General features: G+C 65.7%; 12 protein-coding genes. 5 read left to right on the top strand and 7 right to left on the bottom strand.

Annotated features, from left to right (window positions below; all coding sequences use genetic code 11):
- Positions 1–147: 147 nt before the first annotated feature.
- From LOC57_RS16225 to LOC57_RS16215, 3 genes are all read right to left on the bottom strand, one after another.
- Complete coding sequence (locus LOC57_RS16225; RefSeq protein ID WP_227924858.1) at positions 148–939, bottom strand: MBL fold metallo-hydrolase; 792 nt, start codon at positions 937–939, stop codon at positions 148–150.
- 7 nt (positions 940–946) lie between these two features.
- Positions 947–2,053 carry a branched-chain amino acid aminotransferase gene (locus LOC57_RS16220; RefSeq protein ID WP_227914396.1) on the bottom strand — a complete coding sequence of 369 codons (1,107 nt, stop codon included), beginning with the start codon at positions 2,051–2,053 and terminating at the stop codon, positions 947–949.
- 62 nt (positions 2,054–2,115) lie between these two features.
- Positions 2,116–3,180 carry a 3-isopropylmalate dehydrogenase gene (locus LOC57_RS16215; RefSeq protein ID WP_229960956.1) on the bottom strand — a complete coding sequence of 355 codons (1,065 nt, stop codon included), beginning with the start codon at positions 3,178–3,180 and terminating at the stop codon, positions 2,116–2,118.
- Between the two features lie 124 nt (positions 3,181–3,304).
- Between LOC57_RS16215 and LOC57_RS16210 the strand changes: the two genes are divergently transcribed.
- From LOC57_RS16210 to LOC57_RS16190, 5 genes are all read left to right on the top strand, one after another.
- Positions 3,305–4,504 carry a DUF7134 domain-containing protein gene (locus tag LOC57_RS16210; protein ID WP_227914398.1) on the top strand — a complete coding sequence of 400 codons (1,200 nt, stop codon included), beginning with the start codon at positions 3,305–3,307 and terminating at the stop codon, positions 4,502–4,504.
- 4 nt (positions 4,505–4,508) lie between these two features.
- Positions 4,509–5,237, top strand: a complete 729-nt coding sequence (locus LOC57_RS16205) for a response regulator transcription factor (protein ID WP_229960954.1) — start codon at positions 4,509–4,511, stop codon at positions 5,235–5,237.
- Positions 5,238–5,334: 97 nt separating this feature from the next.
- Positions 5,335–6,102: an ABC transporter ATP-binding protein gene (locus tag LOC57_RS16200; RefSeq protein ID WP_229960952.1), complete on the top strand. Its 768-nt coding sequence runs from the start codon at positions 5,335–5,337 to the stop codon at positions 6,100–6,102.
- A 3-nt stretch (positions 6,103–6,105) separates the two neighbouring features.
- Positions 6,106–8,610, top strand: a complete 2,505-nt coding sequence (locus tag LOC57_RS16195) for an ABC transporter permease (RefSeq protein ID WP_229960950.1) — start codon at positions 6,106–6,108, stop codon at positions 8,608–8,610.
- Positions 8,611–8,766: 156 nt separating this feature from the next.
- A complete protein-coding gene (locus LOC57_RS16190) occupies positions 8,767–9,294 on the top strand; it encodes a hypothetical protein (RefSeq protein ID WP_229960948.1) in 528 nt (175 codons plus the stop codon).
- Between the two features lie 62 nt (positions 9,295–9,356).
- On the opposite strand, the gene metG is transcribed toward LOC57_RS16190, so the two are convergent.
- The 4 genes from metG to serA all read right to left on the bottom strand — a co-directional run bounded on the left by metG (position 9,357) and on the right by serA (position 13,839).
- The gene (gene metG, locus LOC57_RS16185) at positions 9,357–10,916 is read right to left on the bottom strand and encodes a methionine--tRNA ligase (protein ID WP_229960945.1); all 1,560 of its coding nucleotides are present in this window, start codon (positions 10,914–10,916) and stop codon (positions 9,357–9,359) included.
- 55 nt (positions 10,917–10,971) lie between these two features.
- Entirely contained in the window at positions 10,972–11,151 is a 180-nt protein-coding gene (locus LOC57_RS16180) for a hypothetical protein (RefSeq protein ID WP_229960943.1), read from the bottom strand.
- A 173-nt stretch (positions 11,152–11,324) separates the two neighbouring features.
- Positions 11,325–12,020 (bottom strand): hypothetical protein, encoded by a 696-nt coding sequence (locus LOC57_RS16175; RefSeq protein ID WP_229960941.1) that lies wholly within the window; start codon positions 12,018–12,020, stop codon positions 11,325–11,327.
- Between the two features lie 223 nt (positions 12,021–12,243).
- Positions 12,244–13,839, bottom strand: a complete 1,596-nt coding sequence (gene serA, locus LOC57_RS16170; RefSeq protein ID WP_227914409.1) for a phosphoglycerate dehydrogenase — start codon at positions 13,837–13,839, stop codon at positions 12,244–12,246.
- Positions 13,840–13,880 lie beyond the last annotated feature (41 nt).

Here is a 13,880-nt window from a genome sequence, read left to right as displayed (position 1 = left end):
GGAAACTCTGTTTTTTGGTGGGTTTGGCCGCCATGCTTCGGGCGCTTATTTCAGCGTCCCGGCCGCGGCGACTCGTCTATCTTTGCACACCCGGCCCGGTCCCCGCAAACCGTTTCGAAGTGACCTGCCGCACCCCTGCCCAGTCGCCTACTCGCCGTGGAGGTAGGCCAGCTGTGCGGCCACGGACAATTCCGCGGCAGCCCGGACATTGGCCGGCACATCGGAGTAGACCAGGTCGGCTACTTCAGCTGTGCCGGCGTCCGGGCCGGCCGACTCCAGTGCGGCGCGGATTTGTTCCAGCCGCTCCTCCCGGTGGTCCCGGTAGGTCAGGACCGTTGAACTCAGATCCGGCAGGACCGGCCCGTGGCCCGGAAGCGCGGTGGCCGGGCCCAGGTCCGAGAGCATGGAAAGCGTCAACAGATAGTCGCCCAGTGTTCCATCCGGGAAGTCCAGCACGGTGGTGCCCCGGCCCAGGATCGTGTCCCCCGTCAGGACGGACCCGTTGGGGCCGTCGTCGGGAAGGAAAAAGCAAAGCGAATCCGAGGTATGCCCGGGCGCTGCCAGCACCCGGATCTCCACTCCGGCGGCCCGGATCACTTCGTCGGGGCGCAGGGGCTCCCCCGCAACACAGTACGCAGGGTCGAAAGCCCGCACCGGTGCACCGGTCAGTTCCGCGAACCTGCGGCTTGCCTCGGTGTGGTCGGCATGCCGATGGGTTATGAGCACCAGTTCCACCGTTCCCGCCGAGGCCAGTGCCTGCAGGTGCTCCTCATCCAGCGGTCCCGGATCTACCACCACCGTGCTTCCGGACTCCGGGGCAGCCAGCACATAGCTGTTGGTTCCATCCAGCGACATGGGTCCCGGGTTCGGCGCAAGGCGCACACGGGTCAAGTCACTGCTGCGGACCAGTCCGGATTCCGGAAGCGCGGAGGCGGGCATGCCGGTCCTAGGCCAGACGGGTCAGCCAGCCGTGGGTGTCCTCCACGGTGCCGTTCTGGATGCCGAGCAGCTGCTCGCGGATAGACATGGTGACTTCGCCGGGCTTTGCATCGGCGGAGCCGATTACCTCAGTCTCGGACTTGAGCTGGCCCACCGGAGTGATGACGGCGGCGGTGCCGCAGGCGAAGACCTCGGTGATTTCGCCGGAGGCCACGCCGTCGCGCCATTCGTCCAGGGTGATCTTGCGTTCCTGGACATCCATGCCCCGGTCCCGGCCCAGCTGCAGAACCGATGAGCGGGTGATGCCGTGCAGGATGGTGCCGGAGAGCGACGGGGTCACCAGGCGCCCGTCCTTGAAGACGAAGAACACGTTCATGCCGCCCAGTTCCTCCACGGCATTGTCATTGAACTCGTCGAGGAAGAGGACCTGCTTGCAGCCGTTGGCTTCGCCTTCCATCTGGGCGATCAGCGATGCCGCGTAGTTGCCGCCGCACTTGGCCTCACCCGTGCCGCCGCGGCCGGCGCGGGCGTACTTGGTGGAGAGCCAGATGGAGACGGGCTTCAATTCTCCGCCGAAGTAGTTTCCGGCCGGGGAAGCGATGACGCGGTAGGAGACTTCGCGTGCCGGACGGACACCCAGGAACGCCTCGGTGGCGATCATAAACGGGCGCAGGTACAGCGCTGCGCCGTCGCCGTCCGGGATCCAGTCCTTGTCCAGGGCCACCAGCTGGCGGATGGACTCCAGGAAGAGTTCCTCGGGCAGTTCCGGCAGCGCCAGCCGGCGGGCGGACAGGTTCAGCCGGGCCGCGTTGGCCTCCGGGCGGAAGCTCACAACGGAACCGTCGGCGTGCCGGTATACCTTCAGTCCTTCGAAGATCTCCTGGCCGTAGTGCAGGACGCCGGCTGCCGGATCGATCGAGATGGGTCCGTAGGGCTCAATGCGGGCATTCTGCCACTGGGCGTCTCCGCCTTCGGCCGCCTTCCAGTCAATAACGGCGGTGTGGTCTGTGAAGTAGTCGCCGAATCCGGGGTTGGCCAGGATGGTGGCCCGCTCGGAGGCGGACTTCGGGTTGGTGGAAAGCTCCTGGGTGAATTCCAGTGCGCTGACGGTCATGATTCCTCCACAGTGAACGGCAAAAACCCGTTCTACGACTACTTGGTTGTTAGGTACAGAGCTTATGACACCGCGGCAGCGATGGCATCGCCTACCTCCGCCGTCGAGCGGTGCGCACCGGTACGTGCCGCAATGTCCGCCGCCACAGCGTCCTCCACCCGGCCGGCCTCGGCTTCGAAGCCCAAATGCCGCAGCATCAGGGCCGCCGAAAGGATGGCAGCAGTGGGGTCCGCCTTCTGCTGCCCCGCAATGTCGGGGGCAGAACCGTGGACGGGCTCGAACATGGAGGGATAGGTGCGGTCCATGTTGAGGTTTCCGGAAGCGGCCAGGCCAATGCCGCCTGTGATTGCCGCCGCCAAGTCCGTGATGATGTCGCCGAAGAGATTGTCGGTGACAATCACATCGAAGCGTGAGGGATCACTCACCATAAAGATGGTTGCCGCGTCCACGTGCAGGTAGTCATGGGTGACCTCGGGGAACTCTTCGGCCACCTTCTCGACGGTGCGCTTCCACAGCCGGCCGGCGTTCACCAGCACATTGTGCTTGTGGACCAGGGTGAGCTTGCGCCGGGGCCGCTGGGAGGCGCGGCGGAACGCGTCCCGAACCACGCGTTCGACGCCGTGCGCCGTGTTCAGTGACACCTCGGTGGCGATTTCCTGCGGGGTTCCTTCCCGGAGCACTCCCCCGTTACCGGCGTAGGGACCTTCGGTTCCTTCGCGGACCACAATGAAGTCCACCTCTCCGGCCTTGGCCAGGGGGCTTTCGACGCCGGGATACAGGCGGGAGGGGCGGAGGTTGACGTAGTGGTCCAGGCTGAAGCGGAGTTTCAGGAGCAGTTCGCGCTCGATCAGCCCGGAGGGCATAGTGGTGTCCCCCGGTGCGGCCCCGACGGCGCCGAACAGGATGGCGTCGTGCGTCTTGATCGCCTCGAGCGTGGCATCGGGGAGGGTCTCGCCGGTAGCGAGCCAGTGCTCTGCCCCGAGTTCGTATTCCGTCAGTTCGAATGTGACGGGACTGGCCGCCGTCGCCTTCTCGAGGACCTTGACCGCTTCAGCGGTAACTTCCGGGCCGATACCGTCACCCGGGATGACGGCCAGGGAAATGCTTGTGGGCTGTGTCTCGCTCATGACCCCATCTTAGGAAGAGGGTCCGCATGGCGAACAAGGCATCTCACATGCTGGTCACCGCGGGCAAGGAGTCCACCCCCGGTATGACGCGCGGACCGGCCGGGGAGCCCTAGAGTTGGTAATCATGCTCGTGCACAGACGTATCTATGCCTGGATCCAGGCGAACCCCGGGAAAGTGAACCTCTGGCAGGCAATCGCTGCCACGCTCATCTTCGCCGTGCCCTTCCTGCTGCTCGGGTCCGGGGGCGGCCGCGGCCTCATGGAATTCGCCCTGTCCGCCGTCATCTGCATGACGCTGGCCTGGCGGCGCAGCCGTCCCGTCGCCAGCGCCGCCGTCCAAGCCGCCGCCTGCATCCTCCAGCTGTTCCTGGTCCCGGTCACTGCCCTGCCGGCGGACATCTTCGTGCTGGTCACCGTCTATTCCCTGGCAGCCTTCGCACCGCGCTGGGCGAGCCTTGCCGGGCTGGCCCTGGCCATGGCAGGCGGGGCACTCTTTTTGATCCGGTATATCTTTCCCGACATCGTCCAGATCAGCACTTCCGTCATCGCCGCCATCGACCTCGTCGCCTTCGAAGCGGTGATCCTGGTGGCATGGACGTTCGGCGACCTGACCCGCACCCGGCGCCTCGCCGTACAGGCGCTCGAAGACCGTGCACACCGGCTCGAAGTGGAACGGCAGCAGGAACGGGATCTGGCCGCCGCCGACGAGCGGAGCCACATTGCCCGGGAAATGCATGACATTGTGGCGCACTCGCTCTCCGTAATAATCACCCAGGCCGACGGCGCACGGTATGCGAGCGCCGAGGACCCGGAAGTAGCACCGAAGACGCTCGGCGTGATTGCCGAGACCGGCCGGGGCTCCCTGCGGGAGATGCGCCGGCTGCTGGGCGTCCTCCGCGGCGACGAAGCGGCCTCCACCCGACCCCTGCCCACCCTCGCAGATGTTGACGCTCTGGTGGACTCGGTCCGGCGGGGCGGCGTGGATGTTTCGGTCCAGACGCAGGGAACACCGCGCCGCCCGCTTCCGCAGGGTGCGGAGCTCAGCGCCTACCGGGTCATCCAGGAATCCCTGACCAACGTCCTCAAGCACGCCGGACCGCGTGCCAGCGCAGAAGTGGTGTTGCAGTGGTCTGCCAAAGGCCTCGCAATCACCGTCCGCGACAACGGACACGGCGCCGCGGCCGGGCTCTCCACGGACGGCTTGGGCCAGGGCATCACCGGAATGAGTGAACGCCTTGCCCTCTACGATGGAACCCTGAAAGCGGCCCCCGCGGCCGGCGGAGGATTCCGCGTTGAAGCATTCATTCCCTATACGGAAGCGTAGGCACGTGCCCCCATCCCCCTGGACACCCGAATCCGATGCTGCCGGGACAACCGGCGATCCCATCCGCGTAGTGCTGGTGGACGACCAGCAGCTGGTCCGCGGCGGGTTCCGCATGCTGATCAACTCCCAGCCGGACCTTGAAGTGGTCGCAGAGGCGGGCAACGGCAGCGAGGCCCTCGCCGCGCTGGCTGCGGTGGGCGCCGACGTCGTACTGATGGATGTCCGCATGCCGGGCATGGACGGGATCGAGGCGACGGAAAAGCTGCTGGGAGCCGGAGGCGTCCGCAACGAGGATGTGAAGGTGGTGGTGCTGACCACCTTCGACCTGGACGAGTACGCGCTCTCCGCCATCCAGGCCGGTGCCAGCGGCTTCCTGCTCAAGGACGCCCCGCCGGAGGAGCTGCTGGAGGCCATCCGCACGGTGCATCGCGGGGACGCCGTGATTGCCCCTTCCACCACCCGGCGCCTGCTGGACCACGTTGCTCCCCTGCTGCGCACGGCCGGCAGCCCGGGCAGTCCGCACGCCGCCGCCGTCGCCTCCCTGACCCCGCGCGAACATGAGGTCTTTAGCCTGATCGCGCAGGGACTCTCCAACCCGGAGATCGCGACGAAGCTCTTCCTCTCGGAGGCAACGGTCAAAACCCATGTGGGACACATCCTTGCCAAGCTGGAGGCCCGGGACCGCGTACAAGCCGTAGTGATTGCCTACGCGACCGGGATTGTCGCCCCCTAGGGGCAGCCAGCTTCCACCCACGGTATGAGACCCGCCGGCCAGGGACCGTCCCCCCGCCCGATGCGGCAGGGGTACGGTCGAAAATAGTGTGGGGGGTATGAAAACACTCGCAGAGCATAATCCTGTTCCCAACACGGAGACCCGCCTGGCCGCTGCCGCCCAGCAGCTGAACAAGACCTACGGAAAGGGCGAAACCTCCGTCCACGCCCTTCGGGACGTGGACGTCAGTTTCGAGACCGGGACATTCACCGCCATCATGGGTCCGTCCGGCTCCGGTAAGTCCACCCTGATGCATTGCCTGGCAGGTCTGGACACCGCCGACTCAGGTCGGATCTGGATTGGCGGCACCGAACTGACGGGGCTGAACGACGCCGCCCTCACCCGGCTGCGGCGGGACTCCGTGGGCTTCGTTTTCCAGTCCTTCAACCTGGTTCCCACGCTGACGGCTGAACAGAACATCACGCTGCCCGTCGCCCTGGCCAACGGGACCGTTGACCGGGCATGGCTGGACAGCCTCACCGAAACCCTGGGCCTCACCGGGCGCCTGAAGCACCGCCCGCACGAACTTTCGGGCGGCCAGCAGCAACGCGTCGCCGTCGCCCGCGCCCTGCTGACCCGCCCGGATGTCCTGTTCGGCGACGAACCCACCGGCAACCTGGACTCGAAGTCCGGCGCAGAGGTGCTTTCGCTGCTGCGCCGCTCCACCGCGGAAATGGGCCAGAGCATCATCATGGTCACCCACGACCCCGTTGCCGCTTCCTATGCGGACCGGGTGGTGCTGATGAACGACGGCGCACTGGTAGGCGAACTGGCCAACCCCACTCCGGACACCGTGCTGTCTGCCCTGACCAAGCTGGGGGCGTAGGCCGTGCTGCAGGTAGCGCTGGCGCAGGTGCGCCTGAACGCCCGCCGCTTTATAGCGGTTTCCCTGGCGGTTCTGATTGCGGTGGGGTTCCTGACCGCCACCCTGATCATCAATTCCTCTTCCAAGGCGTCCCTGGCGCAGAGCGTGGGCGAGTCATACCGGAACGCCGATTTGGTCCTCACCCGGGACATGTCCGATCCGGACTCCGAACCGCTGATGTCCGACGACGCAGCCCTGGTAAGTGACACAGCGGGAGTGGCTGGGACGTACGCCGCGCAGACGGGCTACGTTAACTTCGGCGAGGGCAAGCAGAGGGTGTTTGCCGAGCTGGGCAACACCTCGGACTACTCGCAGTTGTTCCCGGTTGATGTGCTCGAAGGCACCCTCCCGGTCTCCGACAACGAGGTGGCCGTTGACCGTGACACCGCCGAGAGGCAGGACCTGGCCCGGGGATCGGTGCTGACCGTCACCAACGCCTTCGCCGATCCGGAAGTTGAACAGCCGACAGTCCAGCTGACCGTTACGGCAGTGGTGGCGCCTTCCGAGAACCCGCGGGTGATGGGCACACCGCAGCTGTACTCCACCACCGCAACGGCAGCCCTTTTCGCTGAGGCCGAGGCAGGCTTGAGCAACATCCAGGTGGCGCTGGCGGACGGCGTCGGCGTGGAGCAGGTCCGTACCGCCCTGGAGCAAAAGCTCGAAGGGCACGATGGCATCACGGTCCGCACCGCGCAGGAAGAAACCGATGCCATGGTGTCCGCTTTCACCGGCGGCGAAGACATCCTCACCACTATCCTGCTGGCCTTCGCCGCTGTGGCACTGCTGGTGTGCGCCCTGGTGGTTTCCAACACCTTCTCGGTGCTGGTGGCCCAGCGCACCCGTGAACTCGCCCTGCTGCGCTGCATCGGTGCAGCCCGGTCACAGATCCGGCGCTCGGTGATTGTGGAAGCACTCATCGTCGGCGTTGTGGCTTCATTGGCCGGTGTAGCGGCCGCCATCGCCCTCGTGGGCGGTATTATCGCCTACCTGCAGACCCTGCCGGACAGCGGTTTTGCCACCATGGCCGTCTCCCCGCTCTCAGTGGTGGCCGGTCTGGCCGCCGGCATCCTGCTGACGGTCCTCGCAGCCCTGGTTCCGGCCCGGGCAGCAACCGCAGTGGCCCCGCTGGCTGCACTGCGTCCGGCAGACGATGTCCGCGCCGGCACCCGTCGCGGACGGGCCCGGCTGGGTATCGGCCTGGTCCTGCTGGCCGTGGGTGCTGCCTTGCTTGCAGTCGGTGCGGTCCGGGGGAATCTCCTTATCGCCCTTCCCGGCGGCATGCTCAGTTTTGTGGGCGTGCTGATGTGCGCAACCCTGTTTGTCCCGTCACTGGTGCGCACGGTCGGGCGGATTGCCGCACCGCTGGGCGTCCCGGGCAAACTGGCTGCGGTGAACGCGGTCCGCAATCCCCAGCGCACCTCGGCAACTTCTTCCGCCCTGCTGATCGGCGTCACCCTGGTGACGATGATGATGACCGGCGCAGCAACCGTCCGAACGTCCCTGGACGATGTCCTGGCCGCGGAGTACCCCGTGGATGTGGCGGTTTCCGGTCAGGACGAATCCGTCACCGCCGCTGATGCCGACGCGGTCCGTGAAGTGGAAGGGGTACGGGAAGCCGTTCTCGTTCCGGTCTCTGCCACGGCCGAGACTGAAAACGGAGATCAGTTCGGGGTGTACGCACTGGATCCGGCCGACGCCGCCAAGGTGCTCCAGGATTCGTCCCTGGTCCTGAAAGACAACACCATTCTGGTACCGCAGAACACCCCGGAAAAGACCCTCACAGTGAAGGGTGCAACCTCCAGCGTCGAGCTTGAGACAGTGGTCTCCGAGAGCAGCCAGATGCTGCCGCTGATCACTGCACAGACTGCGGAGTCCATCGGCGGTCCCGCACCCGCCGGTGACGAGCAGTATCCGCCCATGCCCCAGCTGTGGCTGTCCGTGGAGGACGGGCTTAACACAAGCGCGCTGATGGACCTGCGCACCGACGTGGCTGAAGCCGCCGGTGTGGAGGACTACGAAGTATCCGGCTCGGCCATCGAGCGCGGTGCCTTCGAGCAGGTCATCAACGTCCTGCTGATGGTGGTCACGGGCCTGCTGGGAGTCGCGGTGGTTATTGCCCTGGTAGGTGTGGCGAACACGCTGTCGCTGTCCGTGCTGGAACGCACCAGGGAATCCTCTCTGCTGCGGGCACTGGGCCTGACCCGTAACCAGCTGCGCGGCATGCTTGCCCTGGAAGCCGTACTGATCGCCGGCGTAGCCGCCCTGATGGGCACGGTGCTGGGCTCGCTGTATGGCTGGCTCGGAGCTGAATCCGCGCTGGGCGCCTTTACATCCGTTGCCCCGTCCCTGCCCTGGCTGCAGCTGGCCGCGGTCCTCGCCGTCGCCATCCTGGCCGGCCTGGCCGCGTCGGTCCTTCCGGCCCGGCGCGCGGCACGGCTCTCTCCGGTAGCGGGGCTGGCCGCCGACTGACCGGCAGCACCGGCCCGGCCTGTCCGCGGTCCGGCTGCGGGGCACCTGCCTCGCGGTCGGGCCGCAGATCTGCAAGGATACAGGGAAGGACAAATTACTAAGCAGGCTTATGCCGGATGGAAAGATCCGGCAGGCTGCAGCCGTAAGGAGATCAGCATGACGGAAGCTACACCCGGGACCTTTACCCCAGGCCGTGAATCACTGGCCGCCTATCTCGATGACCACCTGGTGGGCGCGGAGACCGGCGTCCGCCTGTTCACCGCGGCACAGCGGACCTGGGAAGGATCCCCGTTCGAGGAGGCCTTCGCCCGGCTGGTGGAGGAAATCTCCGACGAACGCGACGAGCTGGAGTCCCTGATCCACGCGCTGGGGTACTCCCGGAGCAAGGTGAAGGCCGCCGCAGCAGCCGTGGGAGCAGCAGCCGGCAAGTTGGGTCCGCTCAATCCGCTGAGCACCGGCGGCGGCACCACCGGCCAGCTGGAACTTGAATTCCTGCAGTCGCTGGTAAGGATGAAGGAATCCCTGTGGCGAACCCTGCTGGTGCTTTCGGGCACCGATCACCGGTTTAATACGGCCCGGTTGCAGGAACTGGTCGAGATGGCCCGCGGGCAGCAGGAAGCGGTGGCGGAAGTGATGGAAAAAACGGCCGTGGAACGGTTCCTGGCCACGGACCCTGAGGCGTAACGTACCCAGCAGCAAAAACACCCCCCGGCGGATCGCCGGGGGGGTGTTTTTGTTATGGCCCGCTATTCGGCCGTCTCTTCGTACTTCGGGAAGATGGGCGTGGGTGCCGGCAGTTCAGTGCCCGGCACCAGCGGCGTACCAATAGCGCTGAACTGACGCGCGGCGTCGTCGTCCTGGCCCAGCACGGTCAGCAGCTTGGCGGCACTGCCCGGCATGACCGGCTGGATCAGGATGGCCACGATCCGCAGCACTTCCAGGGTCACGTAGAGCACGGTATTCATGCGGTCGACGTCGGTCTTCCGCAGCACCCACGGGGCCTGCTCGGCGAAGTAGGCGTTGGTGTCGCCCAGGACTTTCCAGGTGGCTTCGAGCGCGCCGTGGAAGTCCTGCACGTCATAGGCTTCCCGGGAGATCTGCAGCAGGTTGCCGGCGGCCTCGAGCAGTGCGGTGTCCTCAGGCGTGAATGCCCCCGGCTGGGGAACTGCTCCCCCGCAGTTCTTGGCCACCATGGACAGGGAGCGCTGGGCCAGGTTGCCCAGGTTGTTGGCGAGGTCGGAGTTCATCCGGCCCACAACGGCGTCGTGGTTGTAGGAACCGTCCGCACCGAACGGGACCTCGCGCAGCAGGAAGAACCGCACCGAATCCAGGCCGTACTGGTCCGCCCAAGCCTTGGGCGCCACCACGTTGCCCAGCGACTTGGACATCTTGACGCCCTTGTTGTGCAGGAAGCCGTGGATCATAATCCGCCGAGGCAGTTCCAGCTTCGCGGACATCAGGAACGCCGGCCAGAAGATGGCGTGGAAGCGGGAGATGTCCTTGCCGATGACGTGGACGTCGGCGGGCCAGTACTTCCGAAACGCCTCACTCTCGGTGTTGGGGAAGCCGACGCCGGTGAGGTAGTTGGTCAGCGCGTCCACCCACACGTACATCACGTGGTCCGGGTTGCCCGGCACCGGCACGCCCCAGTTGAAGGTGGTGCGGGAGATGGACAGATCCTCCAGCCCGCCCTTGACGAAGCTGATGACCTCGTTGAACCGCGAGCGCGGCGCAGCGAAATCCGGCTGGGACTCGTAGAGGGCCAGCAGCCGGTCCTGGTAGGCGGAAAGGCGGAAGAAATAGCTCTCCTCTTCCGTCCAGGTCACCTCGGTGTCCGTCTCCTTGGAGTAGCGCACCCCGTCCTCGCGGACTTCGGTCTCGTCCTCGGTGTAGTACGCCTCGTCCCGGACGGAGTACCAGCCGGAGTACTTGGAGAGGTAGATGTCACCGTTCTCCTCCATCCGCTTCCAGATGGCCTGCGCGGCAGCGTAGTGATCCGCGTCGGTGGTACGGATGAACCGGTCATAGGAGGTCCCCATGTCCGCTTCCATTTGCTGGAAGGCGGCGGAGTTGCGGTCCGCGAGTTCTTTGGCGGTGATGCCTTCCTTATCCGCGGACTGCTGCATCTTCAGGCCATGCTCATCCGTACCCGTCATAAAGAACACGTCGTAGCCGTCGAGGCGCTTGAAGCGGGCCATGGCATCGGTGGCGATGTGCTCGTAGGCGTGCCCAATGTGGGGTTCGCCGTTCGGGTAGGAGATAGCGGTGGTGATGTAGAACGGGGTCTTGGAGTCGGTTGAAGTCACATAAGAAAATTACCCTGTTTTACCGGGCCGTGTCGCTTTGGTACTGTCCGGTGTCCTAAATCCGGCCCACGGTCACCACAGCTGCAGTGGGAACCACAGCGACGATGTAGGTCATGACCCCCACGGTGTAGAAGTCTTCTGTTGATGCGGCCATCAGCAGGGTCAGGGCAAGTACCGGAACCGCATAGACCGCCACCCGCCGGCCAAGGGCGGAGGGGTTGGCAGGTATAAACACCGCAAGTCCGACCAATACCCCTGCTGTTGCGCAGGCCAGGGCACGTCCGGCCTGGCTCGGTATCGGGAGACCCGAGGCGCCGGAAACAGCGTAGGCAGCGAACCACACCAACAGCATGGATGCGGTAACCCAGCTGCGGTCCAGGGGCGTGGTTCTGCACTCCGCCCCTCGCACTATTCGGCTGCCCGGGCCGTGTCGCCTGGGCGGGGGTACGCCGGGTACTCCACTGTCTTTTCCCATGCCCACCCAGCCCGCTTAACCGCTGCACCCGCCGTGAAGGCGCCAACCATGTAGGCCAGTCCCCCCATCATGCTGCTCAACACTGCGTCTGTGGACGAGCTCTCCCCGAACAGCGGCAGTAACCAGCCGCTGCCCACGAGAACCACTAGCACCGCAAGGCCCAGCTCCATCCCGCGTTTACGGATCTCCTGCCAGCCGCCGCGCGGAAAGGGCACCACCGGCTGCAGAAGGGGAAGGAAACAGATCACCAACGGAATCGATTCATGTCCATCGAACATCAGGCTCACTATGAGGAAAAGCAGGCCGACCGCTGCGCCGACCCCGGCAATCCCGCCCAGCATCACGGTGAAGGCCGTTCCGGCGCCTCTGGCAAGGCCCCCGCGCACCCCATACAGTGCGGTGACCAGCGCCCAGGCAGGCAGGAAGGCGCTGGCCACCGCGGCGAGGGCCCCCGAGGTGAATGGCAGCACCGCACAGACAAGGAGGACAGGGACCGCGTAGGCCAGAACGCGGTTACGCAGCCCGGGTACGCCCACGGGACCGAAAATCAGCAGCCCGACAAGTGCCGCGGTCAGCGTGTACCCCGCTGTGCCCCAGAGAGCCCACCCGGCATAGCTGTCGAAACCCATTCCGAACATGGATAGTAAGACACCCAGCCACACCACCAGGAGCGCGGGCCCGATCCGGCCCCGCCGCAACGGGCCCGGCTGAACGGGCCTCTCCTTAGGGTCCCAAGGTTTGTTTTCCGCCCCCGCGTATTCCACTGACATTCCCGCTACCCCCGTCGCGTCCGGGGCACAGCGCACCGGTAACGCGAGCAGTCTACTCGGGGGCAGCGGAGTTTGCCGTCAACTAGTCCTGCAGGTCCACCTCGCGGGCAACCGTGGCCCCGATTTCGAGTTTGAGTGCTTCCAGGACATCCTGCGGGACGGAGGAGTCCACCGTCAGCAGGGACAGCGCCTGGCCGCCTTCGGTGTTCCGGGCCACCTGCATACCGGCGATGTTGATGTCCTTCTCCCCCAGGATCCGTCCCAGGGCGCCGATGACGCCGGGGCGGTCCTGGTAGATCAGCACAATGAGGTGCTCGCTGATGGGGATTTCCAGATCGTAACCGTTGACGCCTACGAGCTTCTGGATCTGCTTGGGCCCGGTCAGGGTGCCGGAGACCTCCAGGCGGGTGCCGTCGGACAAGGCGCCGCGGATGGTCAGCAGGTTACGGTAATCATCCACGTCCGGGGTGGTCAGCAGCCGCACCTCGATGCCCCGCTGCTCGGCGAGCACCGGAGCGTTCACATAGGAGACCTGCTCGGAGACGATGTCGGTGAAGATCCCCTTCAGTGCTGCCAGTTCCAGGGACTTCACGTCCAAGGCGGCAATTTCTCCGGCCACTTCGATGTCGACGGCGGTCACTGAGTCCGAGGACAGTGCGGTGAAGATGCGGCCCAGCTTCTCAATCAGGGGGATGCCCGGGCGAACGTCCTCGGCAATGACGCCGCCGGCAACGTTCACGGCGTCGGGGACCAGTTCCCCGGCCAGGGCCAGGCGCACCGATTTCGCTACGGAGATGCCCGCCTTTTCCTGTGCCTCATCGGTGGAGGCGCCCAGGTGCGGGGTGACCACCACGTTGTCCAGCGCGAAGAACGGCAGGTTGGTGCTGGGTTCCTTGACGAACACGTCCACGCCGGCACCGGCGATCTTTCCGGACTGCAGCGCGTCGAACAGGGCCGTTTCGTCCACGAGCCCTCCGCGGGCCACGTTCACCACGTAGGCGGTGTCCTTCATCTTGTCGAAGGCTTCGGCACCGAGCATGCCCAGCGTTTCCGGAGTCTTGGGCATGTGGATGGTGACGAAGTCGGATTCTTCCAGCAATTCGTCCAGCGTCACGAGGCGCACGTTCAGCTGCGCTGCCCGGGCCGAGGTGATGTACGGGTCATAGGCGAGGATCTCGGTGCCGAACCCCTGCAGGCGGGCGGCCACGAGGGCGCCGATGCGGCCCAGCCCGATGATGCCGATCTTCTTTTCGAACAGCTCGGTGCCGCTGTACTTGGAGCGCTTCCACTCCCCGTTCTTCAGCGCCGCACTGGCCTGCGGGATATTCCGGGCCAGGGACAGGATGTGCCCCACCGTCAGTTCCGCGGCGGAGATGATGTTCGACGTCGGGGCGTTGACCACCATCACGCCGGCCTGGGTCGCAGCCTTGATGTCCACGTTGTCCAGCCCCACGCCGGCGCGGGCGATGACCTTCAGGTTCTTCGCAGCCGCGATGGCCTCGGCGTCCACCTGGGTGGCCGAGCGCACCAGGATGGCGTCGACGTCGGCGATCGCGGCAAGGAGCTGGGAGCGGTCGGCGCCGTCAGTGGAGCGGATGTCAAAGTCCGGACCCAAGGCCTCGACGGTGGCGGGCGAGAGTTCCTCCGCGAGGAGTACGACTGGTTTGGTGGCAGACACCGGTTACCTCTTTAGCTGTGGAAGATTCAGGTGGGGTTTTT

This window comes from Arthrobacter sp. zg-Y750 (genome assembly GCF_020907365.1).
Taxonomy (GTDB): Bacteria; Actinomycetota; Actinomycetes; order Actinomycetales; family Micrococcaceae; genus Arthrobacter_B.
Note: the sequence above shows the minus strand (reverse complement) of the source record. Positions and strands in the feature narration are given on the sequence as shown.

Coding starts and splice junctions, on each gene's coding strand:
- LOC57_RS16225 (WP_227924858.1), bottom strand. CDS start 939: ATGCCCGCCTCCGCGCTTCCGGAATCCGGACTGGTCCGCAGCAGTGAC.
- LOC57_RS16220 (WP_227914396.1), bottom strand. CDS start 2,053: ATGACCGTCAGCGCACTGGAATTCACCCAGGAGCTTTCCACCAACCCG.
- LOC57_RS16215 (WP_229960956.1), bottom strand. CDS start 3,180: ATGAGCGAGACACAGCCCACAAGCATTTCCCTGGCCGTCATCCCGGGT.
- LOC57_RS16210 (WP_227914398.1), top strand. CDS start 3,305: ATGCTCGTGCACAGACGTATCTATGCCTGGATCCAGGCGAACCCCGGG.
- LOC57_RS16200 (WP_229960952.1), top strand. CDS start 5,335: ATGAAAACACTCGCAGAGCATAATCCTGTTCCCAACACGGAGACCCGC.
- LOC57_RS16190 (WP_229960948.1), top strand. CDS start 8,767: ATGACGGAAGCTACACCCGGGACCTTTACCCCAGGCCGTGAATCACTG.
- LOC57_RS16175 (WP_229960941.1), bottom strand. CDS start 12,020: ATGGGTTTCGACAGCTATGCCGGGTGGGCTCTCTGGGGCACAGCGGGG.